Origin of the sequence: Solwaraspora sp. WMMD791 (assembly GCF_029581195.1) — a bacterium.
In the GTDB taxonomy this organism is placed as follows: Bacteria; Actinomycetota; Actinomycetes; order Mycobacteriales; family Micromonosporaceae; genus Micromonospora_E.
This window is the reverse complement of record NZ_CP120737.1, coordinates 1,289,752-1,314,774: the sequence shown is the minus strand read 5'-3', so window position 1 is coordinate 1,314,774 and position 25,023 is coordinate 1,289,752. Positions and strand designations below refer to the sequence as shown.

Genomic DNA, 25,023 nt, shown 5'->3' with positions numbered 1-25,023 from the left:
TCCAGTCCTGCCAGGCGTTGAACGCTCCTGCGGTCCGGTCCGTACCACCGGTCGGCAGCGGAACCGGTGGCGACGTGGTGGAGCAGACGTGGCGAGCAGAAGAGTCCGTACCGGCGGTCGGCACACGCGGCGCGGCGGGACGTCGCGGCGCTCGCTGCTCGGTCTGGGCGTCCTCGGCACGCTCGCTGCCGGTGCCGCCGGCTACGGCTGGTACGAGGCGGGCCGGCTGCCGGCCTCGGCCACCGGCAGCCGGGTGGCCGCCCGCTTCGGCGACGCGCCGACCGCGCCGACGGCGCCACCGCGCCCGGACCCGGTGGCGCAGCAGCGGGAGCGTGCGGTCCGCGCCGCGCAGCAGGTCCGCCGGTACGCCGCTGACCTGCCGGGGCAGGTCAGCGTCGCCGTCGTCGACCAGGGCACGGGGACCGGGTTCCGGATCGGGGACGGCCTGCGGTTTCAGACGGCCAGCATCGTCAAGGTGGACATCCTGGCGGCGTTGCTGCTCCAGCAGGGCCGGTTGACCGGTGCGCAGCGGCGGACCGCCACCCGGATGATCACGGTCAGCGACAACGCGGCGGCCAGTGACCTGTTCGCCCAGGTGGGCGGAGTCTCCGGACTGAACCGCGCCAACGCCGCCCTGGGATTGACCGAGACCCGGCCGACGCCGTCGTGGGGGACGACGACGACCACCGCCGCCGACCAGATCCGGCTGATGCGTGCCCTGGCCGGCGACGATGGACCACTGGGATCGACCGAGCGGGAGCTGGTGCTGGAGCTGATGGGTGACGTCGTACCGGAGCAGCGGTGGGGGGTGTCAGCCGGGGCGTCGTCGGCGGGTTCGCGGGTCTGGGTGAAGAACGGCTGGGTCACCGTCGACGAGCACGATGGCCGGTGGCTGGTGAACAGCGTCGGGCGCATCGCCGAGGGCGACCGGGACTGGCTGGTGGCGATCCTGTCCGACCATCACGACAGCTTCGACGCCGGTGTCGCGGCGGTGGAGCAGGTGGCGCGGACCGCTTTCGACGCTTGGCGCGACTAGCCGAACACCCGTTCGCAGGCCTGCCGGAGGCTGACCTGCGCGGCCGAGATCGCCAGATTGCCCTCGATGGGGTCCTGGCTGGCGGCCTGCGTCGTGGCCTGTTCCAGTTCCTTGCCCAGTGTGGCGATGGTGTCGTCGGTCGAGGCCTGCGCCTGCCGGGCGATCGCCCGGTTGATGTCGTGACCGAGTTCGGCCGCGCTCAGCTCGTGCAGATCCTGGCAGGCCTGCCAACCGTCGGCGTCGGCCGGCGGAGTCTGTGCGGTGGTGCCGCTGGTCAACGGCTGTGGCGTCGCCTGCAGCTGTTCCTCGCGGGTCAGCGCACCGACGGCGATGACCCCGACGGCCAGTACGACCGGGGCGAGAAGCCACAGCCAGACGGATCGGCGTCGGGACCGCCGAGGGGACTTGTATCCAGAATGGCCGGTGGGAGCTGGGCGCGGCTGGCTCACGGTGGTGCCTCTCATGTCCGACTGGGCGAGGGGAGACGAGGGAAGCAGCTTCGTGCGGCATAGCGGACATTAGCGGCCGTGCCGCCATATATTCACACACGTCACGTTCGTATGCCGCACGATGCCCCATAGTAGGCTTTTCGCTGCGGAAGGCAACCCATCCATCGCCGTAGTAGGTCCGGACGGGTGGGGCGGGCGTAAGCGCCCCGAAACCCGGAGCTGGCACACTGGGGCGGTGTATGACGTCGACGTGCTTGTGATCGGTTCCGGCCCCAGCGGACAGAAGGCGGCGATCGCCGCAGCGAAGCTCGACCGGCGGGTCATGGTCGTCGAACGGGCGCACATGCTCGGTGGGGTGTGCATCAACACCGGGACGATTCCGTCCAAGACGCTGCGTGAGGCGGTGCTCTACCTCACCGGCCTCAACCAGCGCGAAGTGTACGGCCGCAGCTACCGGGTCAAGGACGACATCACGGTCAGCGACCTGGCGGCCCGGACTCAGCACGTGATCGGCCGTGAGATCGATGTCACCCGCAGTCAGCTGACCCGCAACCGGGTGCGGATCATGACCGGGACGGCCCGCTTCGACGATCCGCACACGGTGGTCGTGACGGACCCTTCGGGGCACGGCAACAAGGTCACCGCGGAGAAGATCGTGATCGCGGCGGGGACCCGACCGGCCCGACCGGCCAGCGTCGACTTCGACGAGCAGACGATCATCGACTCGGACGGCATCATCAACCTCGAACGCGTACCGCAGTCGATGCTGGTGGTCGGCGCCGGCGTCATCGGCATCGAGTACGCCTCGATGTTCGCCGCGCTCGGCTCCGAGGTCACCGTCGTGGAACGCCGCGACCGGATGCTGGAGTTCTGCGACCTGGAGATCGTGGAAGCACTGAAATACCATCTGCGTGACCTCGCGGTCACCTTCCGCTTTGGCGAGGAGGTGGCGTCGGTGCAGCGCCACGCCAAGGGCGCGGTCGCCGTCCTGGAAAGTGGCAAGCGGATCGCCGCCGACACGGTGATGTACTCGGCCGGGCGTCAGGGCGTCGCCGCCGACCTCGACCTGGAACGGGCCGGTCTGGCGGCCGACTCACGCGGCCGGGTCGAGGTCAACGAGAACTTCCAGACCTCGGTCGGGCACATCTACGCGGTGGGCGACATCATCGGCTTCCCCGCGCTGGCCTCCACCTCGATGGAGCAGGGTCGCCTCGCCGCGCACCACGCCTGCGGCGAGCCGGCGCGCGGCATGCCGCAGCTGCAGCCGATCGGCATCTACACCATCCCGGAGATGAGCTTCATCGGCGCCACCGAGGACCAGCTCACCGACCAGCGGGTGCCGTTCGAGGTCGGGATGGCCCGCTACCGAGAGCTCGCCCGAGGGCAGATCATCGGCGACTCGTACGGGATGCTCAAACTGCTGGTCGCCCCGGAGACCCGGCAACTGCTCGGGGTGCACATCTTCGGCACCGGCGCCACCGAACTCGTCCACATTGGGCAGGCGGTGATGGGCTGCCACGGTACCATCGACTACTTCGTCGACGCGGTGTTCAACTACCCGACCCTCGCCGAGGCGTACAAGGTCGCCGCGTTGGACGCGATGAACAAGATCCGCCACCTGGCCCAACTGCACGACTGAGCCGGGTCAGCCGCCCACGTCGGGCCGCACCGCCGGGCGGCGCGCCACCGCCACCGCCGCCAGCACCACGCAACCGGTCATCGGCACCGCCAACGGGATCAGCTGCCAGGCGACCAGCACCAGCCCGCCGACGGCGAGCCCGAGCAGCGCCGTACCGGCGGGGTCGTCACGCACCGTACGGATCGTCGCGGCCCGCAGCGTCGCGGCCCAGCACGCCCCCGGCCGCCACATCTCCGCCGCGCGCAGCACCAGCGCCGCGAGCACCACGGCGGCGAACAGACAGGCCGCCGCGACGACACCGCCACCGGGCAGCCGCCCGGTGCGCACCACCGCGGCGTCGAACGCCAGCAGCCCGGCGGCGGCCAGCGCCGCCAGCGACCAGGGCCAACTGCCCGGCAGCGCCGCCCGTACGGTCGCGGCGAACGTCCGGACACTGGTGCTGCCGGTGCCGTCGGCGTACGCGCGCAGGTGGGCACAGCCGGCGGCGAGGGCGGCCAGCAGGGTCACCAGCGGTACCGATGCGGCCAGTACCAGCACCCCGACCAGCAGCGTCTCGCCGAACAGGGCGAACCGGGCGGCGCCGCGTCGCCCGCCGACCCGCGTCGTGGACGCGTCGTCGCCGGTCACCCCTTCAGCCCCGACGTCGACATCCCGTCCACCAGAAAGCGTTGGAAGAACAGGAAGAATCCGATGACCGGCAGCAGCGCCAGCATCGACATCGCCATCAACGCACCGTAGTCCGACAGCGTGGTCTGGTCGATGTAGAGCTGCAGGGCCAGCGGCAGCGGGTACTTGTCCGGCGTGCTGAGGTAGATCAGTGGGCCGAGGAAGTCGTTCCAGGTCCAGATGAAGGTGAAGATCGCCGTGGTGATCATCGCTGGCCGGGACAACGGCAGGATGATGTGCCAGAAGGTGCCCCACTGCCCGGCCCCGTCGATGCGGGCGGATTCGTCCAGCTCGGGCGGGATGGTGCGGATGAACTGGACCATCAGGAAGACGAAGAACGCCTCCGCCGCGAGGAACTTGCCCAGCAGCAGCGGCACGTAGGTGTCGACCAGTCCCAGGTTCTGGAACACCGCGTACTGCGGCACGATGAGCACGTGGAACGGCAGCAGCAGAGTGGAGATCATCAGCACGAACATCGTCGACCGGCCCCGGAACCGTAACCGGGCGAAGGCGTACCCGGCGAGGGCGGACGACGCGACGGTGCCGACCACGGCGAGCGCCGCCAGCACCGTCGAATTCCAGAAGAAGCGCATGGTGCCGATGCCGGCCATGCCCTCGGCGGCGCGCTGGTAGTTGTCGAGCGTCGGGTCGCCGGGCAGCAGGCGAAGGTCGCCGAGGATCGACGCCGACGGGGTGAACGACGCCGAGACCACCCAGCCCACCGGGTAGAGGATCACCGCCAGCAGCGCCAGCGCCGCCAGGTGCCAGCCGACGCTGTGCCGCAGTCGTCGGTGGTCGGTCCGCCTGCTCATCGTGCGTCTCCCGCGTAGTGGACCCAGCCCCGCGCTGTGCGGAACAGCAGCGTGGTCACCAGGCCGACGCCGAGCAGCAGCATCCAGGCCATCGCCGAGGCGTAGCCCATCCGGAAGTCGGTGAAGCCCCGGTCGTACAGGTAGACCGTGTAGAACAGGGTCGACCCGGCCGGGCTGCCGTTGCGCCCGCCGACGATGTACGCCGAGGTGAAGATCTGGAACGAGTTGATCGTCTCCAGCAGCAGATTGAAGAAGATCACCGGCGAGATCATCGGTACGGTCACCGCCCGGAACCGCCGCCACCGGCCGGCGCCGTCGACCTCGGCGGCCTCGTAGAGCTCCCGGGGCACCTGCTTGAGCCCGGCAAGGAAGATCACCATCGGTGCGCCGAACTGCCAGACAGCCAGCAGCACCAGCATCAGCAGGGACAGGTCGGGGTTGCCGACCCAGCCACCGGTGGGCAGACCGACCGCCCCGAGCATCCGGTCGACGATCGCGTCCTCGCTGAACAGCGCCTTCCAGACGATGGCGATGCTGACGCTGGCACCGATCAACGACGGGCCGTAGAAGGCCGCCCGGTACCCGCCCTGGCCGCGTCGAGGGCTGTTGAGCAGCATCGCGACCGCGAGCGCCGCGGCGAGTTTGAGCGGTACGGCCAGCAGCACGTAGGTCATCGTCACCTGGACCGACTGCAGCCACCGGCTGTCGTCGAAGAGCCGTCGGTAGTTGTCCAGGCCCACCCACTCCGGGGTGGTGAACAGGTTGTAGTCGGTGAACGACAGGTACAGCGAGGCAGCCATCGGCCCGATGGTCAGCAGCGCGATGCCGGCGATCCAGGGCGACAGGAACAGGTAGCCGGCCAGCCCGTCACCGGACCGGTGGCGGCGCGGTGGCGGCGCCGCCGGTCGGCGTACACCCGGTGGGCGCCTCGCGCCGATGGTGGACGTGCGCATCGGTCGATCTCCTCACCGGTCAGGACTGCAGGATCTCCTCGGCCTCGGTGAAGAACTGGTCGACAGCCTGTGCCACGCTGATCCTGCCGTAGTGCAGCTCCTCGCTGATCCGGATGAAGGCCGCCTCGATGCTGCCGGCACCACGCGGTGGGGCCGGCGGGGCCTGGGTCAGCTGATCGGCGATCGTCTCCTCGTAGGCGGCGACGGCGGCCAGCGGCCCGTCGAGTTCGGCCGCGTCGCGCTGGGCGTTGGTGGCCGGCAACCCCCGGTTGCCGCCGAAGATCCGACCCACCTCCGGGTTGTTGATCATGAAGGAGATCAGCTTCGCGGCGGCCTCCGGATGCTCGGTACGGGCCGACGCGCTCAGCAGCATCGCCGGCTTGAGGTACTGACCGAGCCGGTCCGGGTTGTCGCTGGGCAGCGGGCCGAGGCGGATCTCGGTGTCGGTCTCACCCGCGTACCGGACCAGGAAGTTGTCCCAGCCCAGGTCCGAAGCGGCCAGGTCGTCGACCCACAGCGACGCGGGCTTGATCGCGACGGCGGTCTCCACTGGCAGTACGACGTCCTGGGCGATCAGATCCATGCCCTGCTGCCAGAACCGCGCCAGTCGGTCGGCGTCGAAGCCGAGCTGGCCGTCCTCGGTGAACAGCGCGCCACCCTCCTGACGCAGTTGGGCCTCCAGGTTGTAGATGATGCCGGTGTAGTTGCCGCCGCCGTAGGTGCCGGTGGTGGCCTTGATGGTGGCCATCGCGGCGTGGTAGTCGGCCCAGGTCCAGCCGATCTGCGGGGCGGCGACACCGGCCTGGGCGAACAGGGCCGGGTTGTAGAACATGCTCCACGTGTTGCCGCCGATCGGCACCGCGTACCTGGCTCCGTCGACCTCGCCGACCCCGTCGAAGCCGGGGAGCAGGTCGGTCAGGACGAGCGCGTCGCCGACCTGATCACCCAGGTCGTACAGGACACCCCGGTCGGCGTACTCGCGCAGGTAGGAGAAGTCCATCTGGACGACGTCGGGCATGTTGCCACCGGCGGTCTCGGTGGTCAGTTTCTGCCAGTACGCCTCGTACTCCTGGAAGCTGGGAGTGACCGTGATGTTCGGATTCTGCTCCTCGAACAGGTCGATCGCCTGCTGCATCAGGTCGGCCCGTTCCGCGTTGCCCCACCAGGAGTACCGCAGGGTGACCGGCCCGGAGGCGTCGTCGTCACCGCAGGCAGCGGCACCGACCGCGACCAGGGCGAGCGCGGCCGACGCAGCGAGCGCTGCCCTGAACCGTTTCATTGTCGCCATGCGGATCCTCCGGTTTCGGGATGACGAACGATGCCGGTCGGATGTGTCGTCGACCACAGGAAGCGCTTGTCAACGTAGGTTAGGAGTCTGTTACATCCACGTCAATGGCTGCCTTGAACGTTCCAATCGGCCGGGTCGGAGCGCGATGCTCATGGATGCCGGCAGCGGTGTTCGACGCCTGCGGGCGAGCCCGGGCAGGCGTACCGCCCAGCGACGTCGTACCATCGCGACATGGCAGAGATGGTCACGCTGCGCCTGAGCCCGGAGACGGTGGCCAGAGCACGCGCCGCTGCCGAGCGGGAAGGAATGACACTTTCCGACTGGATGGACCGCGCCGCCCGCCGGGAAGCCCGCCGGGACGCCGCACGGGCCCATGAGGAGTGGCTCGCCGCCAACCCCGACGTGCGCGACGAGCTCGACGGCTTCGACCGGCTCGCCGACACCCTGGAGTCCGGTTGGTCCGACCTGTCTGACGCGGCGTGAACCGCGGCGAGATCTGGACCGTCGGCGAGCGATCCGACCTGCGCTACCGGGTGGTGGTGCTCTCCGGAGACGCCCACAACGACCGCCCCCGCGCCGCGCCGTACTGCGCTCCTATCGTGCGCCAACGCGGCGCGACCACCCTACCGCCGTTCGTGGTGCCGCTGGCCGAGACCGACCCGCTCTCCGGCGTCGTCGTGGTCAACCGGATGCGGCGCATCTCCGGCAAGTCCGGCGCCGAACGGGTCGGCATGGTCACCGGGGCCAGCATGGCCCGCCTGGAAGAGGCGATGCGGGACCTGTTCGACCTCTGACGGGGGGAATTCCGGAAGCCGCTGGCGGCACCGCCCCAGCCGGTGGTAGGACTGTCCGATGGGTATCGTGTCGCCCGGATTTCAGGGCCGTCCGCGTTCCCCCGGTGCCGTCACCCTGCCGCCGGGGCAGTACCTGACCGAGGACTTCCCGGTGCTCTCCGCCGGCCCGACGCCGCGGATCGACATCGCCGGCTGGGAGTTCGTCGTCACCGCCGAGGACGGCACCGTCCAGCGATGGAGCTGGTCGGAACTGCTCGACCTGCCGAGCGAGGACATCACGGTCGACATCCACTGCGTGACCAAATGGTCCAAGCTCGGTACCCGCTGGCGCGGCGTCTCCGTCGACACGCTGCTGGCCGACGTGGAGACCGCCGCCGACTACGCCGTGGCCCACTCGTACGGCGGCTACACCACGAACCTGCCGCTGGCCGACCTGCTCGACGGGCAGGCCTGGATCGCCTACCGGTACGACGACGCCGACCTGAGCCCCGAGCACGGCGGCCCGGCCCGGCTGCTGGTGCCCCACCTGTACTTCTGGAAGTCGGCGAAGTGGGTGCGCGGCCTCCGGCTGCTGCTCGACGACGAACCGGGCTTCTGGGAGACCGCCGGCTACCACGACTACGGTGACCCGTGGCGCGAGCAGCGATACCAGGGCGACTGAGCTGGCGGGTGGCCCGGCTCGCCGCCGTCCGCGACGAGACGCCGACCGCCCGTACCCTGCTGCTGGACGTACCGGACTGGCCCGGACACCTGCCCGGCCAACACGTCGACGTACGGCTCACCGCCCCCGACGGCTACCAGGCCCAGCGCAGCTACTCGCTCGCCAACGCCGCCGACGGCGACCGGGTCGAGTTGACCGTCCAGCGGGTGCCCGACGGGGAGGTCTCCGGCTACCTGGCCGGCCCGTACGCTGTCGGTGACCCGGTGGAGATCCGCGGCCCGGTCGGCGGCTGGTTCGTCTGGCGACCCGACGCGACCGATCCCGTGCTGCTGATCGCCGGCGGTTCCGGGATCGTGCCGCTGATGGCGATGATCCGTACCCGACGGGCCGCCGGCAGCCGGGTGCCGTTCCGGCTCATCTACTCGGTACGGACCCCGGCCGACGTCTACTACGCCGACGAACTACGCCGCCGCGCCCGCGACGACGCCGGACTCGACGTCAGCTACGTCTACACCCGGGAAGCACCCGACGGCTGGCCGGGCCAGGTAGGCCGGATCGGAGTCGCCCGGGTCAACACCGACGGTTGGCCGGCGATGCTCGAACCTGCCTGCTACGTCTGCGGGCCGACCGGCTTCGTCGAGGCCGTCGCCGACATCCTGATCGCCCTCGGGCACGACCCCCGCCGCGTCCGCACCGAACGATTCGGACCCACCGGAGGTTGACATGACCGACCCACAGGTGACAGTGCTGCTGCCCGATGAGCACCACCTGGACGGCAACGCCCTGGCCGGACCGCTGGGCGAGATCTTCGCGGTCGACGTCACCGCTGCGGTCGGCCGCTGCGCCGGCTGCGGTCGATCCGGGCCGGTCGCCGCCCTGATGGTCTACGCCGACGCGCCCGGCCTGGTTGCCCGCTGCCCGCACTGCAGCGCGGTGCTGCTGCGCCTGGTACGCGGCCCGGCCGACGTCTGGCTCGACCTGCACGGCGCGCTCAGCCTGCGGATCGCCGTACCGACGAACTGAGCCGCCGGACCGTGACATCGTCAGCTCGTCAACGAGACGTCGACGTCACCCGTGCCTCGCTGTAGATGCCCGCACCGAATCCGAGTTCGTCGTCGGGGTCGGCGTTGAGGACGACGCGCAGGGCGGTGCGGTGGTCCTCGGCGGGGTAGCGGATCTTGCCGTTCTCGACTCTACCCAGGTAGTCGGCGGTGAAGGCATTGTGGGCTGCTCGTCCGGGGGCCGGGCGGAGGATCGTGTCGACCTTGCGGCGCTCAACTGATGTGTGGTGGCGCGAACTGCCTGGTGGCAATCGATACTGGACATTGCCCTGCCTGGTGAATGCCGCCCTCGGCCATCGGCGCCGAACAGTTCATGATCATGGAAAGGAACGCGTCGAAGCGCAATTGTCAAGGGGGTAGGCGGGGGATCGTCCCCGTGAGGGTGGGCCATCCCCTCCCCGTAGCCTTCCCGACGCTCCTCGACGGGCAGCGGCGACGCCGATCAGGAGGCTGGTGTGGCGGACGCGCGCAGCGCTTCGGCCAGCCACTCGAACGGGAACCGCTCCGGCTCCACGCCGTTCACGGTGGTGACCAGCGCCATGTACCGGTCGAACGGACCAGGCGGGTCCGGCAACGTGCGGTCCCACTCCGCACCCTTCATCATGTGCTCGGCTGTCTGGAGCCGGAACTCGGGGGTGTCCGGGATTCCCGGGTTGTCCGGTGTCGCGAAGACGGTGGTCAGCCACCCCATCCACCGGTCGGCGATCTCCCGCCCCTGTGGCGAGTCCGGCGGGACCTGTTCGCGCGCGGCGTCCATCGCCGCCTGGCCGATCGGGGTGGCCGCTTCCAGACGGTCCAACATCGGCCCGGAGGTCATCAACGGCCCGGCTCCGGTGGTGCACACCTTGTACAGCTCACGGCGCACGGCCTGTCGGATCTCCGGATCGCGGACCAGCTCGGCCAGCTCGATCCATGCCTCCAGCTGGGCCGTGGTGGGATGGTCGGGCAGCTTCGGGTGGGCCGACCGCCACCACTGCATCATCCGCTCCGGCGGCTGCCAGCCGGTGGAGACCTCGACCCAGAACTCCTCGATCAGCCGGTCGCGCTCCTCGTCCGACATGCCGGCCAGCTTGTGCATCAGCGTCACCTGCTCGGCGGTGGAGTCCTGTCGAAGGATGGTCGACAGCACCGCGCGACGGCTACGCAGCCGTGCCTCCTGCTGAGTCAGCAGGGCCAGGTGGGTGGCGGCCAGCTCGCGCAGCGTCGCCTCGCCGGCCAGCACCCGCCGGATCTCGTCCAGACCGGCGTCGAGTTCCCGCAGCGTGCGGACAAGCTCCAGCCGGGCGATCGCCGACACGTCGTAGAGGCGGTGGCCAGCCGGTGTGCTGGCGGCCGGGGTGACGACACCGGCGTCCGCGTAGTACCGGACGGCGCTGACGCTCAGGCCGGTACGTCGGGCGACATCCCCGATGGGATAGAGCTCGTTCATGTCCACGACGCCCACTATGCGATCTCAAGCGGCTTGAGATGCAAGCCCGGCGAGCGGCACCGTCACGCCGGGTCGGCCGGCGGTGCGGAGGCGGGACCGATCGGTTTGACCATCTGCTGGGCGGTGACCGCGTACCCGGTCGACTCGTAGAGCCGGCGGGCCACCGGGTTGTCCGCGAAGACGTTGAGCCCGAGCCGGGTAACTCCGCGCGCCGCGAGCAGCGGTTCCACGGCGGCCAGCAGCGCCCGGCCGTACCCGTTGCCGCGCTGCGCCGCGTCGACCTCGATGTTGTAGATCCAGGCGGGCCGTTCCGGCTCGGCGGGACCGGGTAGTCCCACCCAGATCCAACCGACCGGTGGCGCGTCGTCGACATCCGCCGGCCGGGCCACCAGGAAGATCATCCGTTCGGTGGCCAGCCCGTCGGGCAGCAGTTCGGCGTGCTGCCGGCGCGACTCGGCCAGCGCCGTCGCGGTCGTGGCCCGCCCGGACCGCAGCAGGCTGCCGGCATAGCCGGCGATCAGGGCGGGAATGCGCACGTCGTACTCAGCCTGGGTCATCGGGTGCAGCGTCACCGCGCGCGATCCGGTCGTCGTCACGGGGACATCGTGGCCCACCAGGCGCGTGCCGTCACGTCAATTGCGGGACCCCCCGGGGAGCGCCGGTGTCCCACCCGGGGCAGGCTCGGGTGACACCTGCTGTCAGTAGACTGCGAGTGTGGCGATCGAGGCGGAGCGTGGTGCCGGTCGGGACGTACCGCGTCGGCACGACGATCTGCCACCCGCGCAGTTCGCGTTTCCCGGACCGCTGCGGGACCGACTGGTCGCGGCGATCCTCACCGGTGCGAAGACCACCACCTCCGGGCTGCTGCGCGAGTACGAGCACGACGACGAGCCGCTGCCGGTGCCCGGGGACCGGTCCGTCCTGGTGGATTCGGCGGGCCGGCCGTGCGCGGTGCTGGAGACCACCGAGGTACGGGTGGTCCCGCTGGCCGAGGTGGACCTGGCGCACGCCATGGACGAGGGCGAAGGGTTCGCCGACGTGGCCGCCTGGCGTCGGGCGCACGTCGACTTCTGGCAGTCTGCGCCGATGCGTGCGGCACTGGGTGACGACACCTTCACCGTCGACGACCGGACCATGGTGGTGGCCGAACGTTTCCGGGTGGTGCAGCGGATCTGGCGGGCCCACGAGGTGGCGGCGGCCTACGCGGCGGAGAGCCGGGCGATGGTCGAGGCGCTACGGACGGTCCCGGCGGCACATTTCGACCGACCGACCCGGTGTACGCCCTGGACGGTGAAGGAACTACTGGGACATACGGTGATCGCCTTGTCCCGTACCGTGGAGATGCTTGCTGGCGGCGAGCCCGCCGCCGACTCCGGCGGCCTGGTGGACGCGATCGGTTACTACGTGGCGGACGCCCGGTTCCGTCCCGACGTGGACGGGGCCCGGGTCGTCGACGCGCAGCGGTGGGCGGCGGCCCTGACGGTCGACGACGCGGTCGACGAGCTCGCGGCCCGGACAGCGAGCGCCGCCGCGCAGGTCGCGGCCGCGCCGATGGACCGGATGGTCGTCACCCGGCACGGTGATCCGATGACCCTGACCGATTTCCAGGCCACCCGGGTCGTCGAGTTGGCCGTCCACGGTGTCGACCTGGCCGACGGCCTCGGCGTCCCCCCGTGGCTGACCGAGGCGGCGGGCGACCTGGTGGTGGCACTGGCGGCGGGCACCACACTGGCACCGGTGCGCGCGGCACGCGGATGGGACCGGGCGCATCTGGTACGGGCCGTCACCGGCCGGGTCGGTCTGGCCCCGGCTGATTCGTCGGCGGTGCGACCGGCCGGCGTTCGTGCGCCGTTCTTCGGCGGTACGCACCGTTCCTCGACAGTCGGCGAAGAGTAGCGAAGCATCCCTGCCCTCGTCACGTTCTGCCGCTGCCCGTAGTTTGACAGCGGCAAGGCCACAACGAGACCCTTTCGCAATTCTGACTTTTTGCTGCTGGAGGTTGCCGTGGACTGGTCCCTCGGAAACGTACTGATTCTGCTGGTCGTCGTGCTGCTCGGCGCGGTCGCCGGTTGGCTCGTGATGAGCCGCCGGTCCGCAGCCGCCAGCACCGCCGAGCCGCCCGTCCGGCCCGGGAACTCGACGGCCGACACCACGGCGCCTGCCGACACCACGGCGGCGACGGCAACCGCTGCCGACCCTGCTCCGGAGCCGGCCACGGAGACCACCCCCGCCGCGACGGCCACCGTCGACTCGGCGTCCACGGCGGAACCGGCAGTGCCGCCCGCTGCCACGGTGCCGTCGCCACGACGTGTCGAGACCGCGCCGATCGAGACCGCGCCAGCGGTGGCGGAGCCGGTGGTTGCCGAGTCTGCACCAGCCGTCGAGCCGCAGCCGGTGGCAGCCGCGCCTGAGCCGGTCGCCGTCGTGGAGCCTGAGCCGACGGTCGTGGAACCTGAGCCGGTCGCTGCTACCGCCGAGCCGGTGGTTGCCGAGCCGGTGGTTGCCGAGCCGGTGGTTGCCGAGCCGGTTGCCGTTGCCGAGCCGGTCGTCGAGCCGGTCGTCGAGCCGGAGCCGGCTGCGGCCCCGGTGACCGTGGATTCCGGACCCGCCGACGACTTCCGGCGAATCGAGGGCATCGGGCCGAAGATGGCCGCCGCCCTGCAGTCCGCCGGCATCCGCACGTACGACGAGCTGGGCGCGACCGACGAGGCGACCCTGCGCGCGGCGGTGCGCGCCGCTGGCGTGCGGGCCACCGCGAGCCTGCCGAACTGGCCGGCCCGGGCGCGGGAGCTCGCAGCGGCACGGTCCGGCAGCTGACCACCTCGACCGGTCACCGGGGTGCGGGTGGACCCGGTGACCTAGGTCCCGGCGATCGGGGACGTACGGCGGCAGCGCGCGATCACCGTCCGGAGTGACGATGAGGGTGAGCACCGGCGGCAAGGTGCCGCCGGTGCTGACCGAACGAGGTGATCGGAAATGACCGCAGGCGTCCAGATGTCCACGAAGCCGGCCGTGTCGACCGAGACGCAGATCGCGATCGACGCCCTCGTGGCGGCGGCGTCCAAGGCGCTCGACGACTACGCAGAGTTCGATCAGGAGCGGATCGACACGATCGTCGGAAAGGCATCGGTCGCCGCGCTCGGTCGACACAGCGACCTGGCCCGGATGGCGGTGCAGGAAACCGGCCGCGGCGTCTTCGAAGACAAAGCGGTGAAGAACATCTTCGCCTGCGAACACGTCACCCACAGCATGGCGACGTTGAAGACCGTCGGTGTGGTCGGTCGCGACGACATCAGCGGCATCGTCGAGATCGCCGAACCCGTCGGCGTGATCTGCGGGGTCACCCCGGTCACGAACCCGACGTCGACGACCATCTTCAAGGCCTTGCTGGCGCTGAAGACCCGTAACCCGATCATCTTCGCGTTCCACCCGGCCGCCCAGCGGTGCAGCGCCGAAGCGGCCCGGGTGGTCCGCGACGCGGCGATCGCCGCTGGTGCGCCGGCCCACTGCATCCAGTGGATCGAGCACCCGTCGGTCGAGGCCACCGGTGCGTTGATGCGCCACGACGGGGTGGCGCTGATCCTGGCCACCGGCGGCAACGGCATGGTCCGCGCGGCGTACTCGGCCGGCAAGCCTGCTCTGGGCGTCGGTGCCGGCAACGTCCCGGCGTACCTGGAGCGGACGGCGAAGCTGGCCCGGGCCGTCAACGACGTGGTGCTGTCCAAGGCGTTCGACAACGGCATGGTCTGCGCCTCCGAGCAGGCGGTCATCATCGACGACGAAATCTACGAACCGGCGATGGCCGAGTTCGCCACGCTGCATGCCCACCGTGCGACTCCACAGCAGAAGCGCCAGCTGGAGGAGTTGCTGTTCGGGGTCGCCGCCGGATCGGCGGGCTGCGCCGGGGCCGCGCTCAACCCCGCCGTCGTCGGGCAGTCACCGGTCTGGATCGCCGCGCAGGCCGGCTTCACCGTGCCCGCCGACACGTCGATAATCCTGGTCGAGGTCGACGAGGTCGGCCCGGCCGAGCCGCTGACCCGGGAGAAGCTCTGCCCGGTGCTGGCGGTGCTGCGCGCCGACGGGCACGCCACCGGCATCCGGTACGCCGAGCAGATGGTCGAGTTCCACGGCCTCGGCCACAGCGCTGTCATCCACACCAGTGACGCCGCTCTCGCCGAGGAGTTCGGCCGCAGGGTCAAGGCGGTACGGATCATCTGGAACGCGCCGGCCTCGCAGGGCGCGATCGGTGACATGTACAACGCGATCGCTCCGTCGCTGACGTTGGGCTGCGGTAGTTACGGGCGCAACTCGGTGTCGAACAACGTGACCGCGGTGAACCTGCTCAACATCAAACGGGTGGCCCGGCGGACCAACAACCTGCAGTGGTTCAAGGTGCCGCCGAAGATCTACTTCGAGCCGCACGCGATCCGGTACCTGGCCGACATGCCGGACGTGCACCGGGTCACCGTGGTCACCGACGCGACGATGACCCGGCTCGGGTTCGTCGACCGGGTGCTGACCGTGCTGCAGGGCCGGGCGCAGCGGGTGGCGCTGCAGATCATCGACACCGTCGAACCGGAGCCGAGCATCCGTACCGTCGACGCTGGTGCCGAGCAGATGCGTCACTTCCGCCCGGACACCATCATCGCCCTCGGCGGCGGTTCGGTGATGGACGCGGCCAAGGTGATGTGGTTGCGCTACGAGCACCCCGGGGTGGTCTTCGCCGACATGCGGGAGAAGTTCTTCGACATCCGCAAGCGAGCGTTCACCTTCCCGGCGCCGGGCGAGTTGGCCAAGCTGGTCTGCATCCCGACGACGTCGGGGACCGGGGCCGAGGTCACCCCGTTCGCGGTGATCACCGACACGGTGACCGGCAAGAAGTACCCGCTGGCCGACTACGCGCTCACCCCGAACGTGGCGATCATCGACCCGGTGCTCGCCGCCGACCTGCCACCGGTGGTCACCGCCGACAGCGGCTTCGACGCGCTGACCCACGCCACCGAGTCGTTCGTGTCGGTGTACGCCAACGACTACACCGACGGGCTCGCCCTGCAGGCGATCCGGCTGATCTTCGCCCACCTGGAGCGGGCGGTGCGGCACGGCGCCGCCGACCCCGAGGCCCGGGAGAAGATGCACAACGCCGGGACGATCGCCGGGATGGCGTTCGGCAACGCCTTCCTCGGCATCGTGCACGCCATGTCGCACACCCTCGGCGCGACGTTCCACATCGCCCACGGTCGGACCAACGCGATCCTGATGCCGCACGTGATCCGGTACAACGGGGCGCGACCTGGCAAGCTGTCCGGTTGGCCGAAGTACGAGAACTACCGGGCTCCGGAACGGTTCCAGGAGATCGCCCGGATGCTCGGCCGGCCGGCGGCCACCCCCGCCGAAGGCGTGGAGTCGTACGCGGCCGCCGTCGAACGGTTGCGCGACGCCGTCGGCATCGAGCCGTCGTTCCAGGCCGTCGGGGTCGACGAGGCGTCGTTCCTGGCGAGCCTGCCGCAGCAGGCGGTCAACGCGTACGAGGACCAGTGCGCGCCGGCCAACCCTCGGATGCCGATGCTCGACGACATGCAGCAGCTCATGCGGGCCGCCTACTACGGCAAGGCCGACGCCGGCCCGGACACTGACGCCGGCCCGGGCACCGGTGTCGACGCGGGCAGCGAACAGGGCTGACTGTCCGCCGTCCGTCGGGCCGGGACACCGCGCGGTGTCCCGGCCCACAGCCGTGCCGTCGTCGGGAAGTCCGCAATCCCGGGCGGTTGCACAATCATGCAACCAGTTCGCGGTGGAGCTTGCCGGTGCCAGACGGCGGTCGGCCGCCGGCACTGTGGCCGGCTGCCATCGGTGCGTCGTCGTCAGGACGGTGGTGTGGGCTTCCCCCACCGGGGTGCGGCGAAGCGCAGCCCGGTGAGTTGGTCGGGTGGCGCGGCCAGCCCCGGTCCGCCGGCGGTGACCCACCGCGCGACGGCGGACGACGTCGCGTCCTCGAGCACCCCGCCGAGCCAGACCGGCCGGGCCCCGAGCAGGCGGCCCAGGGGTGCCGGCCGTACCACGACCACGTTGGACCGTTCGCAGGCGTTGAGGCAGTCCGACACCTGTACTGGTCCGGCCGTCCGTAGAACGTCGAGCTGGCGGTCGTGGTCGACGTCGGGGTGCTTGCGCCGGGTGCCGCAGCAGCACCCCCGGCAGACCGTCATCCGGGCCGACTGCCCCAGTGGTGTACGCGCGGCGTCGGCGCCCTCCGTCACGCGACGTCGGCGGTGATCGGCCGCCGGTGGTCGGCCCGGGCCGGGGTGAGCAGCAGCCCGAACACCACCCCGAGGACCGTCCACATCGTGGCGAGCTGCGCCAGCGACGCCAGACGGAACTCCCACAGCAGCGCCGCCGGTACGTCTCCCGGCACCTCGACAGCGGTCGCCGGCCAGAGCGTCAGCAGCAGCGTGTAGCCGACGACGGCGACGACGGTCGCGGCCACGGCCCGGTACGGCGTCGGCCGTGACCAGGCGGCCAGCCGCCGGTGCACCAGCAGGGCCAGCCAGGTGACCGCCGCCGCCGCGACGATGAACGATAGGTACTGGCCGGTGCGTTGGTTGACGGTGTCGGGGTCACCGACGCCGGGCGGGTTCGCCGGGAAACGGATGGCCGGCAGCAACGCCACCACGACGAAGCCGAGCCCGGCCAGCAGTCCGACCCGGCGGAAGTCGTCGCGGCCGGGCAGCAGGTGCCGGGTGGCCCCGAAGACCACGGCGACGATCACGGCCAGGCAGACCGCGACCGCGACGGTCGCGACCAGTCCACCGAGGATCTGCACGCCACGGCTGACCAGTTCCTCCTCGTGGCCGTGTCCGCCGCCGCCCGGCGTGGCCCGGCCCTCCTCGACGACCAGCGCCGATTCGATCCGGGGTTCGACGATCAGCAGGGCCGCCGCCGCTGCGGCCACCCCGGCGGCGAGCCCGGCGAGCAGACCACGACGCAGTACGGTGCCGAACGGGTAGCCGCTCATCGGAGCCGACCCCCGCTCAGTGGCACGGGACGCCGAGGGCGTGCCGGCCGTCGTGGGTGAACTCGTGCACGAACTCGGCGGCGCCGGCCAGCACCAGTCCGTTGTCCTGCGCGACCAGGTAGATGACGACCGCCGCGACGGCGGCCAGCAGCCAGCCGGCCAGCGGTACGCGGATGGCGGGGGTGGTGACCTCGCCGCCGACAGAAGGTGCAGTCATGCCAGGTGATCCTCTCGTCCATGCCTCGTGGCGATGCGGTGCGTGCCACGGCCGGTCTCCTGGCTCCCGGATCGTCGCGGCCGTCCCGCCTTCCCAAGCCGTTGTCGTCGGCCCAGTGGCGTGGTGGAACGGACACTCCCCGGTCACAGTGGCGAGGACCACGCCGGAATCACACCGGCTTCCCGAACACCGTGGCTCGCGCAGCGTACCGCCGGTTCGCCCGGCCGGACAATGCCCACCGCCACGACCAGCGCAGGGAGCGGCGCCACATTGACGGTGGCGCTCGCGGTAGGGGAGCATGGCCGGCACGAGCGGTACGCGGAGGAACCCGGTGCGAATCCGGGGCGGTCCCGCCACTGTGACCGGGGAGTCACGTCCCCATGAGACAGCCACTGCCACGACGGCGGGAAGGCTCGGGACGTGGTGTCGATCCGGCAGCCAGGAGACTCCGGCCGCTCCCTGGTCCACCGGCACGCGGGCGTGGACACCCGCGGAAGGGATTCACCATGCGCACCAGTTGGTGCCCGGTATGACGGCGTACCCGTTCACCGCCATCGTGGGCCTGCCCGAGTTGCGGCAGGCCCTGCTGCTGGCGGCGGCGCACCCCGGTATCGGCGGGGTGCTGATCCGTGGCGAGAAGGGCACCGCGAAGTCGACGATGGTCCGGGCCCTGGCCGGCCTGCTGCCGCCGGTCGACCGGGTCGCCGGCTGCCGGTTCGGCTGCGATCCGATCGCCGTCGACCCGACCTGCCCGGACGGCCCGCACACCGCGCCGATCACCGCCCGGGGCGGGCCGGCGGCCCTGGTCGAGTTGCCGGTCGGGGCCACCGAGGACCGGGTGGTCGGGACCTTGGACATCCAGCGGGTGCTCAGCGCCGGGGTGAAGGCGTACGAGCCGGGACTGCTCGCCGCCGCCCACCGTGGCCTGCTCTATGTCGACGAGGTCAACCTGCTGCCGGACCACCTGGTCGACCTGCTGCTGGACGCGGCGGCGATGGGCCGCGCACACGTCGAACGCGACGGGGTGTCGGTCAGCCACGCCGCCCGGTTCCTGCTGGTCGGCACGATGAACCCGGAGGAGGGGGAGCCGCGTCCGCAGCTGCTGGACCGCTTCGGCCTGGTCGTGTCGGTGACCGCGCCGACCGAGGTGGCCGACCGGGCCGAGGTGGTCCGCCGCCGGCTGGCCTACGAGGCCGACCCGGCGGCCTTCGCGGCCCACTGGCGGTCCGCCGACGATCAACTCGCACGACGGGTACGCGCGGCACGGGCCGCCCTGCCGGCGGTGACCCTACCGGACGCCGAGATCGACCGGATCGCCCGGATCTGCCTCGCGTACCAGGTGGACGGGCTGCGGGCGGACATCGTGATGGCCCGTGCCGCCGTGGCCCTGGCCGCCTGGCGTGGCCTGCCGGCGGTCACGGCCGCGGAGGTCGCCGACGCCGCCCGGCTGGCCCTGCCGCACCGGCGGCGACGGGATCCGCTGGATCCGCCCGGTGCCGACGCACAGCGTCTCGACGAGGTGTTGCGTGACGAGTGTCCCGACGACGACCCGGACCCCGCACCGCCCCCGGGACCTCCCGCACCGCCGGACGGTAGGCCGCCGACCAGCGCGGACGGACCTCCACCGCAGGCGGGCGACGGCCGCGGTGACGGCCGTGACGGTCAGCGCCGCGACGGTCAGGAGGGTGCCCGCCGCGACGACGACAGCGCCGGTGGTTCGGCTACCGGCCCGGACGGTTCGGCGGAGGCCGGTCCGGCGCCGGCGGCGGCCGGTCCGGCGTACCGGCCCCGGACGCTGCGGCTGCCCGGACTCGGCGATGGCGGCACGCCCGGCCGGCGGTCGGCCGCCCACGCGGACCGGGGCAGGGTGGTGGGCGCCACGGCACCGACCGGGCGGGTATCGGCCGTGCATCTGCCGGCGACGGTACGCGCCACCGCGTCGCGTGGTGGCCGGCGGATCGTCTCCGCCGACCTGCGTCAGGCCCGCTTCGTCGGCACGGAGGCGAACCTGATCCTGTTCGTGGTCGACGCCTCGGGTTCGATGGCGGCACGGCACCGGATGAGCGTGGTCAAGACCGCCGTGCTGTCGTTGCTGCGCGACGCGTACCACCGGCGCGACCGGGTCGGGATGATCACCTTCCGGGGCGCCGGTGCCGACCTGGTCCTGCCGCCGACCAGCAGCCACGGGGTCGCCGTCACCCGGTTGGCGCAGCTGCGCACCGGGGGGCGTACCCCGATCGCCGCCGGGTTGCGCGTCGCCGCGGCCACCGTCACCGCCGAGCGCCGCCGGGATCCGCGTCGCCGGCCGCTGGTCCTGCTGGTCACCGACGGGCGGGCGACCAGCGGCCCGGACCCGATGACGCTGGCGCCGTTGCTCGCCGGCACCCCGATGGTGGTGCTCGACTGCGAGGCCGGCCCGGTGCGGCTCGGGCTGGCGCGCCGGCTCGCCGCCGGCTTCACCGCACAGTGGCTGCCGCTGGCCGCGTTGTCGGCGACGGGTCCGGGTGTCCACGACCGGCGGAGGGCTGCCTGATGCCACAGGGGAGACCGGAACATGTCCCCGACGACGGGCTGACCACCCGGGCCCGGCGTCGCCAGCCGGTGCTTGCGGTGCACACCGGGCCAGGTAAGGGCAAGTCGACGGCGGCGTTCGGCATGGCGCTGCGGGCCTGGTCGGCCGGCTGGCCGGTGGTCGTCTACCAGTTCGTCAAGTCTCCGAAGTGGAAGGTAGGCGAGGAGGCGGCCCTGCGTACCCTCGGTGAGTCGGGCCGTGGGGCACCGGTGACCTGGCACAAGATGGGGGAGGGCTGGTCCTGGATCCAGCGCCCCGGCGCGGAGCGCGACCACGCCGCCGAGGCCGCCGAGGGCTGGGCGCAGATCCGTCGGGACCTGGCCGCCGAGGCGTACCGGTTCTACGTGCTGGACGAGTTCACCTATCCGATGACCTGGGGGTGGATCGACGTCGCCGAGGTGGTGTCGGTGCTGCGGGAGCGGCCGGGCAGCCAGCATGTGGTGATCACCGGGCGCAACGCCGCACCGGAGCTGATCGACCTCGCCGACCTGGTGACCGAGATGACCAAGGTCAAGCATCCGATGGACGCCGGGCGCAAGGGCCAGCAGGGCATCGAGTGGTAGCCGTACCCCGGGTGGTGATCGCCGCCCCCGGATCCGGCCACGGCAAGACGACGGTGGCCACGGGGCTGCTCGCCGCCTTCGCCGCCCGCGGGGTCCGGGTCGCCGGGTTCAAGGTCGGCCCGGACTACATCGATCCCGGCTACCACGCGCTCGCCGCCGGTCGGCCGGGCCGCAACCTGGATCCGGTGCTGGTCGGCGAGGACCTCGTCGCGCCGTTGTTCGCCCATGGTGCCGCCGGCGTCGACCTGGCCGTGATCGAAGGCGTGATGGGCCTCTACGACGGCCGGGTGGGCGCCGGTGACGTCGGCTCCACCGCGCACGTCGCCGCGCTGCTGGCCGCGCCCGTGCTGCTGGTCGTCGACGCGGCCGGGCAGAGCCGGTCGGTGGCCGCCCTGGTGCACGGCTTCCGGTCGTTCGGTCAGGTCCACATCGCCGGGGTGATCCTCAACCGGGTCGGCTCCGACCGGCACGCGCAGGTCCTGCGGGACGCCTGTGAGGAGGTCGGCACCCCGGTGCTCGGGGTGCTGCGTCGACAGCCGTCGGTCGACACCCCGTCGCGGCACCTGGGTCTGGTGCCGGCGGTCGAACGCACCGTCGAGGCGCGCGCCTCGGTCGAGGCGTTGGCGGCACTGGTCGCCGCGTCGGTGGACCTGGACGCCGTGGCGGCGGTGGCGCGCCGCGCACCCATGCTGGCGTCCGACGTATGGTCCCCGACAGCGGCCGTCCGTGTCGCCGACCCCGACGGTGGTGCCGGGTCGGGTGCCGGCGGGCAGCCGGTCCCGGCCGGTCACCGGCCGGTCGTCGCGGTCGCCGCCGGCCCGGCGTTCAGCTTCGGCTACCCGGAGACCGTGGAGCTGCTGACAGCGGCCGGCGCCGAGGTGCGTACCGTCGATCCGGTCCGCGACGAGCGACTGCCCGCCGGCACGGCGGCGCTGGTCGTCGGCGGTGGCTTCCCCGAGGTGTACGCCGGTGAGCTGACCGCCAACGCCGGGTTGCGCTCGCAGGTGGCGGCGGTCGCCGCCAGCGGAGCACCGGTCGTCGCCGAATGTGCCGGTCTGCTGTGGTTGTGCCGCACCCTCGATGGTGCTCCGATGTGCGGGGTGCTGCCGGCGGACGCCCGGATGACGCCCCGGCTGACCCTCGGCTACCGCGACGCGGTGGCGTTGACCGACAACGTCGCGGTGCCGGTCGGCAGCCGGCTGACCGGACACGAGTTCCACCGAACCGAGGTGACGCCGCGAGCCGGCGTGACGGCGGCGTGGGGATGGCGTGGGGGCGCGCCGGAGGGTTTCGTGGCCGCCGGGGTGCACGCGTCGTACCTGCATCTGCACTGGGCGGCGCGGCCGCAGATCGCGGCCCGGCTGGTCGCCGCCGCGCGCCGTCGGTGACGCGGCCCGGTCGCCACCGGGCCGGGCATCGGCCCCGTGTGGAACGGCAACGAGGGCCCCGCTCAGCCGCGCGGCAGGCTCGCGACGACCATGGCGATGAGCCGGTCGTACGTCTGCTCCAGGTCCTCCGGAAGGCCGAAGCCGCCGGCGACCTCCAGCGCGACGAAGCCGTGCACGGTCGCTCGCAGGCAGCGGGTGGCGTGGACCGTCGTGGCCGGGTCCAGCCCGTACCCGCGCAGTACGGCGAGGAACACCTCCAGCAGCCGGGTGCCGGCGGCGGCCGTGGCCGGCTGGCTCAGCGGGTCGGCGGGCATCGCCGCCCAGCGGGCCGGGTGCCGGCGGACGTAGCCGCGACTGGCCCGCATCAGCGCGGCGACGGCGGCGTCGCGGCTCAGACCGAGGGTGTGCCGGGTGAGTTCGTCGGCGACCTCGTCGATCACCCGTACGGCGACGAGGGCGCGCAGCTCGGTGAGCCCGCCGCCGACGTGCTTGTAGAGCGACGGGGCGGCGACACCGACCCGGCCGGCGAGCGCGTTGAGCGTCAGCGCGTCGAGGCCGTGCTCGTCGATGTGGGCGATCGCGGCGTCCACCAGGGCGTCCGGGGTGAGGCCGACCCTAGGCACGTCGGCCACCGGCGCGGGATGTCGAGCTACCAAGCATAGCTTGAAAGCTAATAGCATTAGCCAATGTTGTCAACTCGGGTCCCCGCGGCGACGCCGACTGAGGCACGATGGAACGCATGTGCCGAAGCATCAAGACGTTGCGTGAGCCGTACACCCCGGACGTGACCGACGCCGACATCGAGGCCGCCGCCCTACAGTACGTACGGAAGATCTCCGGTTTCCGGCAGCCGGCCGCACACAACGCCGAAGCGTTCGAGGCGGCGGTGGCCGCCGTGGCCGCCGCCAGCCGTGACCTGCTGGACCGCCTGGTAGTGCGGGCCCCCGCCGGCCGATAGACCGCTGCGGCGGGCACCGCCGTCGCTTCTGTGAGGATTCTTAAGCAAAACTTCAGTCCTGCGGTAGATCCACTCGGCGTCGCCACCCGTACCGGTCGGTGGGCTGCGATCGCGCAGCGGCGCGACGAGAGGAGCGGGTGCATGTACGGGTGGGACGTCAGAAGCGGACGGGCGCGCAAGGTGTTCATCGGGGTGGCGGCTGCCGCCCTGCTCGGCGGCGGGCTGGCGGTCGGCACCGGGCTGGGCAACGCGGGGGAGAACTGCGACGGACTGGACACCGCGCTGCGCAACAACCTCACCTTCATCGCCGACCAGCGGGCCAACCCGGACGCCCTGTCCGCCGACCGGATCGCCAACCGGCAGGCCGTCGTCGACCTGATCCAGCAGCGGCGGGCCGCCGCCGGCTGCACTGCCGACGTGCAGGCCGGTGCCCCGGTCGCGGCACCGACCACCCCGGCGGCGCCGCAGCCAGCACCACCCAGCGGTACGGACTCCGGTGCCGCGCCGGACACCGGTGCGCCCGGGACCGGTGAGGTCGTCTGCGCCGGCTCGACGGTGACCCTGTTCAACGAGGACGCCGCCCCGGCCGCCTCCAGCGGCACCTTCCCGATCGGCACCGTGCTCAAGGTGACCAACCTCGACAACGACCGGAGCATCACCGTCACGGTGACCAGCCCGTCGGCCAGTTGCGTGCTGCTCAACGACGCCGCCTTCGAACAGGTCCGGGAACCGGGCAAGTTCGTCATCCGGCGGGTCGTGGTCGAGCGGATCCGCTGACCCGTACCGCGTCGCGTCGTCGGCGAGGGCCGGCGGCGCGACGCCGGACGACCCACTCCGCCACCACCACGTTGATCAGCCAACCGGCGGCCATGGTGCCGGTCCGGCCCGACGCCGTCACCGGGCCGACCACGGCCAGCCAGGCCATCTGGGTGAAGAACTGGGTGCCCGCACCCATCCCGATCGCGTACCCCCGGATCATCCAGGCCCGGTGCGCGGCGAAGTCGCGGCGCCGGACCGCGCGGAAACCGACCCCGACGCACGCCGCCATCGCCACACTCACCACCACCCGGATGGCGACCAGCAGCTCGCTGTCGACCGCCGCCGGCGGCAGGAACAGGGTCAGCCACAGGCCGGTCCCGGCGGTGAGCAACCCACAGACAACCAGGACCCGCCCGGCGGCCCGGTGCCAGGCCCGGTGGCGTCGCCGCAGACCCGGCGCGAACTGGAACGCCCCGACGAGGCTGAAAATGGTGACGCTGACGATGTGCGTCACCAGCGCCACCGGGGCAGCGGTGACCCGGTCGCCGTCGGGCACGATGGGCGGCCCGCCGACCAGCTCGGCCAGTCGCAGGCTGCCGGCGACCACCGGCACGAGGCTGAGCAGCACCAGCCCGGTGGGGATCAGCCAGTTGGCAGGGGCGCAACGGCCGGCGACGGTGCGGACGGTGGGCTGGGGCATCGACCGTGGATCCGGTACGGGTGTGGACATGGCTCGATCGTCGCGGCGGCGCGGCGAGCGGTCATCGCC

28 protein-coding genes, 1 pseudogene and 2 riboswitches are annotated in these 25,023 nt (G+C 71.8%); of the genes and pseudogenes, 16 read left to right on the top strand and 13 right to left on the bottom strand.

Features of this window, described 5'->3' with window-relative positions; translation table 11 throughout:
• Positions 1-88 precede the first annotated feature (88 nt).
• Positions 89-1,036: a serine hydrolase gene (locus O7623_RS05620; protein ID WP_282227525.1), complete on the top strand. Its 948-nt coding sequence runs from the start codon at positions 89-91 to the stop codon at positions 1,034-1,036.
• On the opposite strand, the gene O7623_RS05615 is transcribed toward O7623_RS05620, so the two are convergent.
• On the bottom strand, positions 1,033-1,500 hold the full coding sequence (locus tag O7623_RS05615) for a hypothetical protein (protein WP_282227524.1): 468 nt from the start codon (positions 1,498-1,500) through the stop codon (positions 1,033-1,035). The genes O7623_RS05620 and O7623_RS05615 overlap by 4 nt on opposite strands.
• A gap of 220 nt (positions 1,501-1,720) precedes the next feature.
• Between O7623_RS05615 and sthA the strand changes: the two genes are divergently transcribed.
• Positions 1,721-3,124, top strand: a complete 1,404-nt coding sequence (gene sthA / locus O7623_RS05610) for a Si-specific NAD(P)(+) transhydrogenase (protein WP_282227523.1) — start codon at positions 1,721-1,723, stop codon at positions 3,122-3,124.
• Positions 3,125-3,130: 6 nt separating this feature from the next.
• On the opposite strand, the gene O7623_RS05605 is transcribed toward sthA, so the two are convergent.
• Genes O7623_RS05605 through O7623_RS05590 form a run of 4 tightly spaced genes read right to left on the bottom strand, consistent with a single transcriptional unit; the run spans position 3,131 to position 6,834 of the window.
• Complete coding sequence (locus O7623_RS05605) at positions 3,131-3,751, bottom strand: hypothetical protein (RefSeq protein ID WP_282227522.1); 621 nt, start codon at positions 3,749-3,751, stop codon at positions 3,131-3,133.
• The gene (locus tag O7623_RS05600; protein WP_282227521.1) at positions 3,748-4,602 is read right to left on the bottom strand and encodes a carbohydrate ABC transporter permease; all 855 of its coding nucleotides are present in this window, start codon (positions 4,600-4,602) and stop codon (positions 3,748-3,750) included. Before O7623_RS05600 ends, O7623_RS05605 begins: the two co-directional genes overlap by 4 nt.
• A complete protein-coding gene (locus O7623_RS05595) occupies positions 4,599-5,555 on the bottom strand; it encodes a sugar ABC transporter permease (RefSeq protein WP_282227520.1) in 957 nt (318 codons plus the stop codon). Before O7623_RS05595 ends, O7623_RS05600 begins: the two co-directional genes overlap by 4 nt.
• Positions 5,556-5,574: 19 nt before the next feature.
• Positions 5,575-6,834 (bottom strand): extracellular solute-binding protein, encoded by a 1,260-nt coding sequence (locus tag O7623_RS05590; RefSeq protein WP_282227519.1) that lies wholly within the window; start codon positions 6,832-6,834, stop codon positions 5,575-5,577.
• Between the two features lie 240 nt (positions 6,835-7,074).
• Between O7623_RS05590 and O7623_RS05585 the strand changes: the two genes are divergently transcribed.
• The 5 genes from O7623_RS05585 to O7623_RS05565 are packed head-to-tail and all read left to right on the top strand — an operon-like array spanning position 7,075 to position 9,321.
• Positions 7,075-7,326 carry a YlcI/YnfO family protein gene (locus tag O7623_RS05585; protein WP_282227518.1) on the top strand — a complete coding sequence of 84 codons (252 nt, stop codon included), beginning with the start codon at positions 7,075-7,077 and terminating at the stop codon, positions 7,324-7,326.
• Positions 7,323-7,637 carry a type II toxin-antitoxin system PemK/MazF family toxin gene (locus O7623_RS05580; protein ID WP_282227517.1) on the top strand — a complete coding sequence of 105 codons (315 nt, stop codon included), beginning with the start codon at positions 7,323-7,325 and terminating at the stop codon, positions 7,635-7,637. Before O7623_RS05585 ends, O7623_RS05580 begins: the two co-directional genes overlap by 4 nt.
• 58 nt (positions 7,638-7,695) lie before the next feature.
• The gene (locus O7623_RS05575) at positions 7,696-8,298 is read left to right on the top strand and encodes a sulfite oxidase-like oxidoreductase (RefSeq protein WP_282227516.1); all 603 of its coding nucleotides are present in this window, start codon (positions 7,696-7,698) and stop codon (positions 8,296-8,298) included.
• A complete protein-coding gene (locus O7623_RS05570) occupies positions 8,268-9,020 on the top strand; it encodes a ferredoxin reductase (RefSeq protein ID WP_282227515.1) in 753 nt (250 codons plus the stop codon). The genes O7623_RS05575 and O7623_RS05570 overlap by 31 nt, the downstream gene beginning before the upstream one ends.
• 28 nt (positions 9,021-9,048) lie before the next feature.
• Entirely contained in the window at positions 9,049-9,321 is a 273-nt protein-coding gene (locus tag O7623_RS05565) for a DUF6510 family protein (RefSeq protein WP_282229323.1), read from the top strand.
• Between the two features lie 28 nt (positions 9,322-9,349).
• On the opposite strand, the gene O7623_RS05560 is transcribed toward O7623_RS05565, so the two are convergent.
• The 3 genes from O7623_RS05560 to O7623_RS05550 form a co-directional block, all read right to left on the bottom strand.
• Positions 9,350-9,610: a hypothetical protein gene (locus O7623_RS05560; protein ID WP_282227514.1), complete on the bottom strand. Its 261-nt coding sequence runs from the start codon at positions 9,608-9,610 to the stop codon at positions 9,350-9,352.
• A 191-nt stretch (positions 9,611-9,801) separates the two neighbouring features.
• Positions 9,802-10,794, bottom strand: coding sequence for a MerR family transcriptional regulator (locus O7623_RS05555; protein WP_282227513.1), 993 nt, complete (start codon positions 10,792-10,794; stop codon positions 9,802-9,804).
• A gap of 56 nt (positions 10,795-10,850) precedes the next feature.
• Positions 10,851-11,345 carry a GNAT family N-acetyltransferase gene (locus O7623_RS05550; RefSeq protein ID WP_282227512.1) on the bottom strand — a complete coding sequence of 165 codons (495 nt, stop codon included), beginning with the start codon at positions 11,343-11,345 and terminating at the stop codon, positions 10,851-10,853.
• A gap of 163 nt (positions 11,346-11,508) precedes the next feature.
• On the opposite strand from O7623_RS05550, the pseudogene O7623_RS05545 reads away from it, so the two are divergent.
• The 4 genes and pseudogenes from O7623_RS05545 to adhE all read left to right on the top strand — a co-directional run.
• Positions 11,509-11,961, top strand: a pseudogene (locus O7623_RS05545) (ASCH domain-containing protein); the annotation flags it as partial.
• On the top strand, positions 11,947-12,684 hold the full coding sequence (locus tag O7623_RS05540) for a maleylpyruvate isomerase family mycothiol-dependent enzyme (protein WP_282229322.1): 738 nt from the start codon (positions 11,947-11,949) through the stop codon (positions 12,682-12,684). The pseudogene O7623_RS05545 and the gene O7623_RS05540, both read left to right, overlap by 15 nt.
• Positions 12,685-12,792: 108 nt before the next feature.
• Entirely contained in the window at positions 12,793-13,605 is an 813-nt protein-coding gene (locus O7623_RS05535) for a helix-hairpin-helix domain-containing protein (RefSeq protein WP_282227511.1), read from the top strand.
• 159 nt (positions 13,606-13,764) lie between these two features.
• On the top strand, positions 13,765-16,467 hold the full coding sequence (gene adhE, locus O7623_RS05530; protein WP_282227510.1) for a bifunctional acetaldehyde-CoA/alcohol dehydrogenase: 2,703 nt from the start codon (positions 13,765-13,767) through the stop codon (positions 16,465-16,467).
• Between the two features lie 182 nt (positions 16,468-16,649).
• On the opposite strand, the gene O7623_RS05525 is transcribed toward adhE, so the two are convergent.
• From O7623_RS05525 to O7623_RS05515, 3 genes are read right to left on the bottom strand one after another with little or no spacing between them, the layout of a single operon-like run.
• Positions 16,650-16,991, bottom strand: coding sequence for a hypothetical protein (locus O7623_RS05525; RefSeq protein ID WP_282229321.1), 342 nt, complete (start codon positions 16,989-16,991; stop codon positions 16,650-16,652).
• A 47-nt stretch (positions 16,992-17,038) separates the two neighbouring features.
• On the bottom strand, positions 17,039-17,797 hold the full coding sequence (locus tag O7623_RS05520; RefSeq protein WP_282227509.1) for a CbtA family protein: 759 nt from the start codon (positions 17,795-17,797) through the stop codon (positions 17,039-17,041).
• Between the two features lie 16 nt (positions 17,798-17,813).
• On the bottom strand, positions 17,814-18,014 hold the full coding sequence (locus O7623_RS05515; protein ID WP_282227508.1) for a CbtB-domain containing protein: 201 nt from the start codon (positions 18,012-18,014) through the stop codon (positions 17,814-17,816).
• A gap of 31 nt (positions 18,015-18,045) precedes the next feature.
• A riboswitch (cobalamin riboswitch) is annotated at positions 18,046-18,223 on the bottom strand.
• 112 nt (positions 18,224-18,335) lie between these two features.
• A riboswitch (cobalamin riboswitch) is annotated at positions 18,336-18,463 on the top strand.
• 80 nt (positions 18,464-18,543) lie between these two features.
• Between O7623_RS05515 and O7623_RS05510 the strand changes: the two genes are divergently transcribed.
• The 3 genes from O7623_RS05510 to O7623_RS05500 are packed head-to-tail and all read left to right on the top strand — an operon-like array spanning position 18,544 to position 22,537.
• Complete coding sequence (locus O7623_RS05510) at positions 18,544-20,547, top strand: VWA domain-containing protein (protein WP_282227507.1); 2,004 nt, start codon at positions 18,544-18,546, stop codon at positions 20,545-20,547.
• On the top strand, positions 20,547-21,149 hold the full coding sequence (gene cobO / locus O7623_RS05505) for a cob(I)yrinic acid a,c-diamide adenosyltransferase (protein WP_282227506.1): 603 nt from the start codon (positions 20,547-20,549) through the stop codon (positions 21,147-21,149). The genes O7623_RS05510 and cobO overlap by 1 nt, the downstream gene beginning before the upstream one ends.
• Complete coding sequence (locus O7623_RS05500) at positions 21,143-22,537, top strand: cobyrinate a,c-diamide synthase (RefSeq protein WP_282227505.1); 1,395 nt, start codon at positions 21,143-21,145, stop codon at positions 22,535-22,537. Before cobO ends, O7623_RS05500 begins: the two co-directional genes overlap by 7 nt.
• 62 nt (positions 22,538-22,599) lie before the next feature.
• On the opposite strand, the gene O7623_RS05495 is transcribed toward O7623_RS05500, so the two are convergent.
• On the bottom strand, positions 22,600-23,160 hold the full coding sequence (locus O7623_RS05495; protein ID WP_282227504.1) for a WHG domain-containing protein: 561 nt from the start codon (positions 23,158-23,160) through the stop codon (positions 22,600-22,602).
• A gap of 116 nt (positions 23,161-23,276) precedes the next feature.
• On the opposite strand from O7623_RS05495, the gene O7623_RS05490 reads away from it, so the two are divergent.
• Together O7623_RS05490 and O7623_RS05485 are read left to right on the top strand one after the other, a co-directional pair.
• On the top strand, positions 23,277-23,495 hold the full coding sequence (locus O7623_RS05490; protein ID WP_282227503.1) for a DUF2277 domain-containing protein: 219 nt from the start codon (positions 23,277-23,279) through the stop codon (positions 23,493-23,495).
• 141 nt (positions 23,496-23,636) lie between these two features.
• Positions 23,637-24,272 (top strand): hypothetical protein, encoded by a 636-nt coding sequence (locus tag O7623_RS05485; protein WP_282227502.1) that lies wholly within the window; start codon positions 23,637-23,639, stop codon positions 24,270-24,272.
• Here O7623_RS05485 and O7623_RS05480 read toward each other — a convergent pair.
• On the bottom strand, positions 24,238-24,984 hold the full coding sequence (locus O7623_RS05480; RefSeq protein WP_282227501.1) for a DUF2306 domain-containing protein: 747 nt from the start codon (positions 24,982-24,984) through the stop codon (positions 24,238-24,240). The two genes, O7623_RS05485 and O7623_RS05480, sit on opposite strands and share 35 nt — an antisense overlap.
• Between the last annotated feature and the right edge of the window lie 39 nt (positions 24,985-25,023).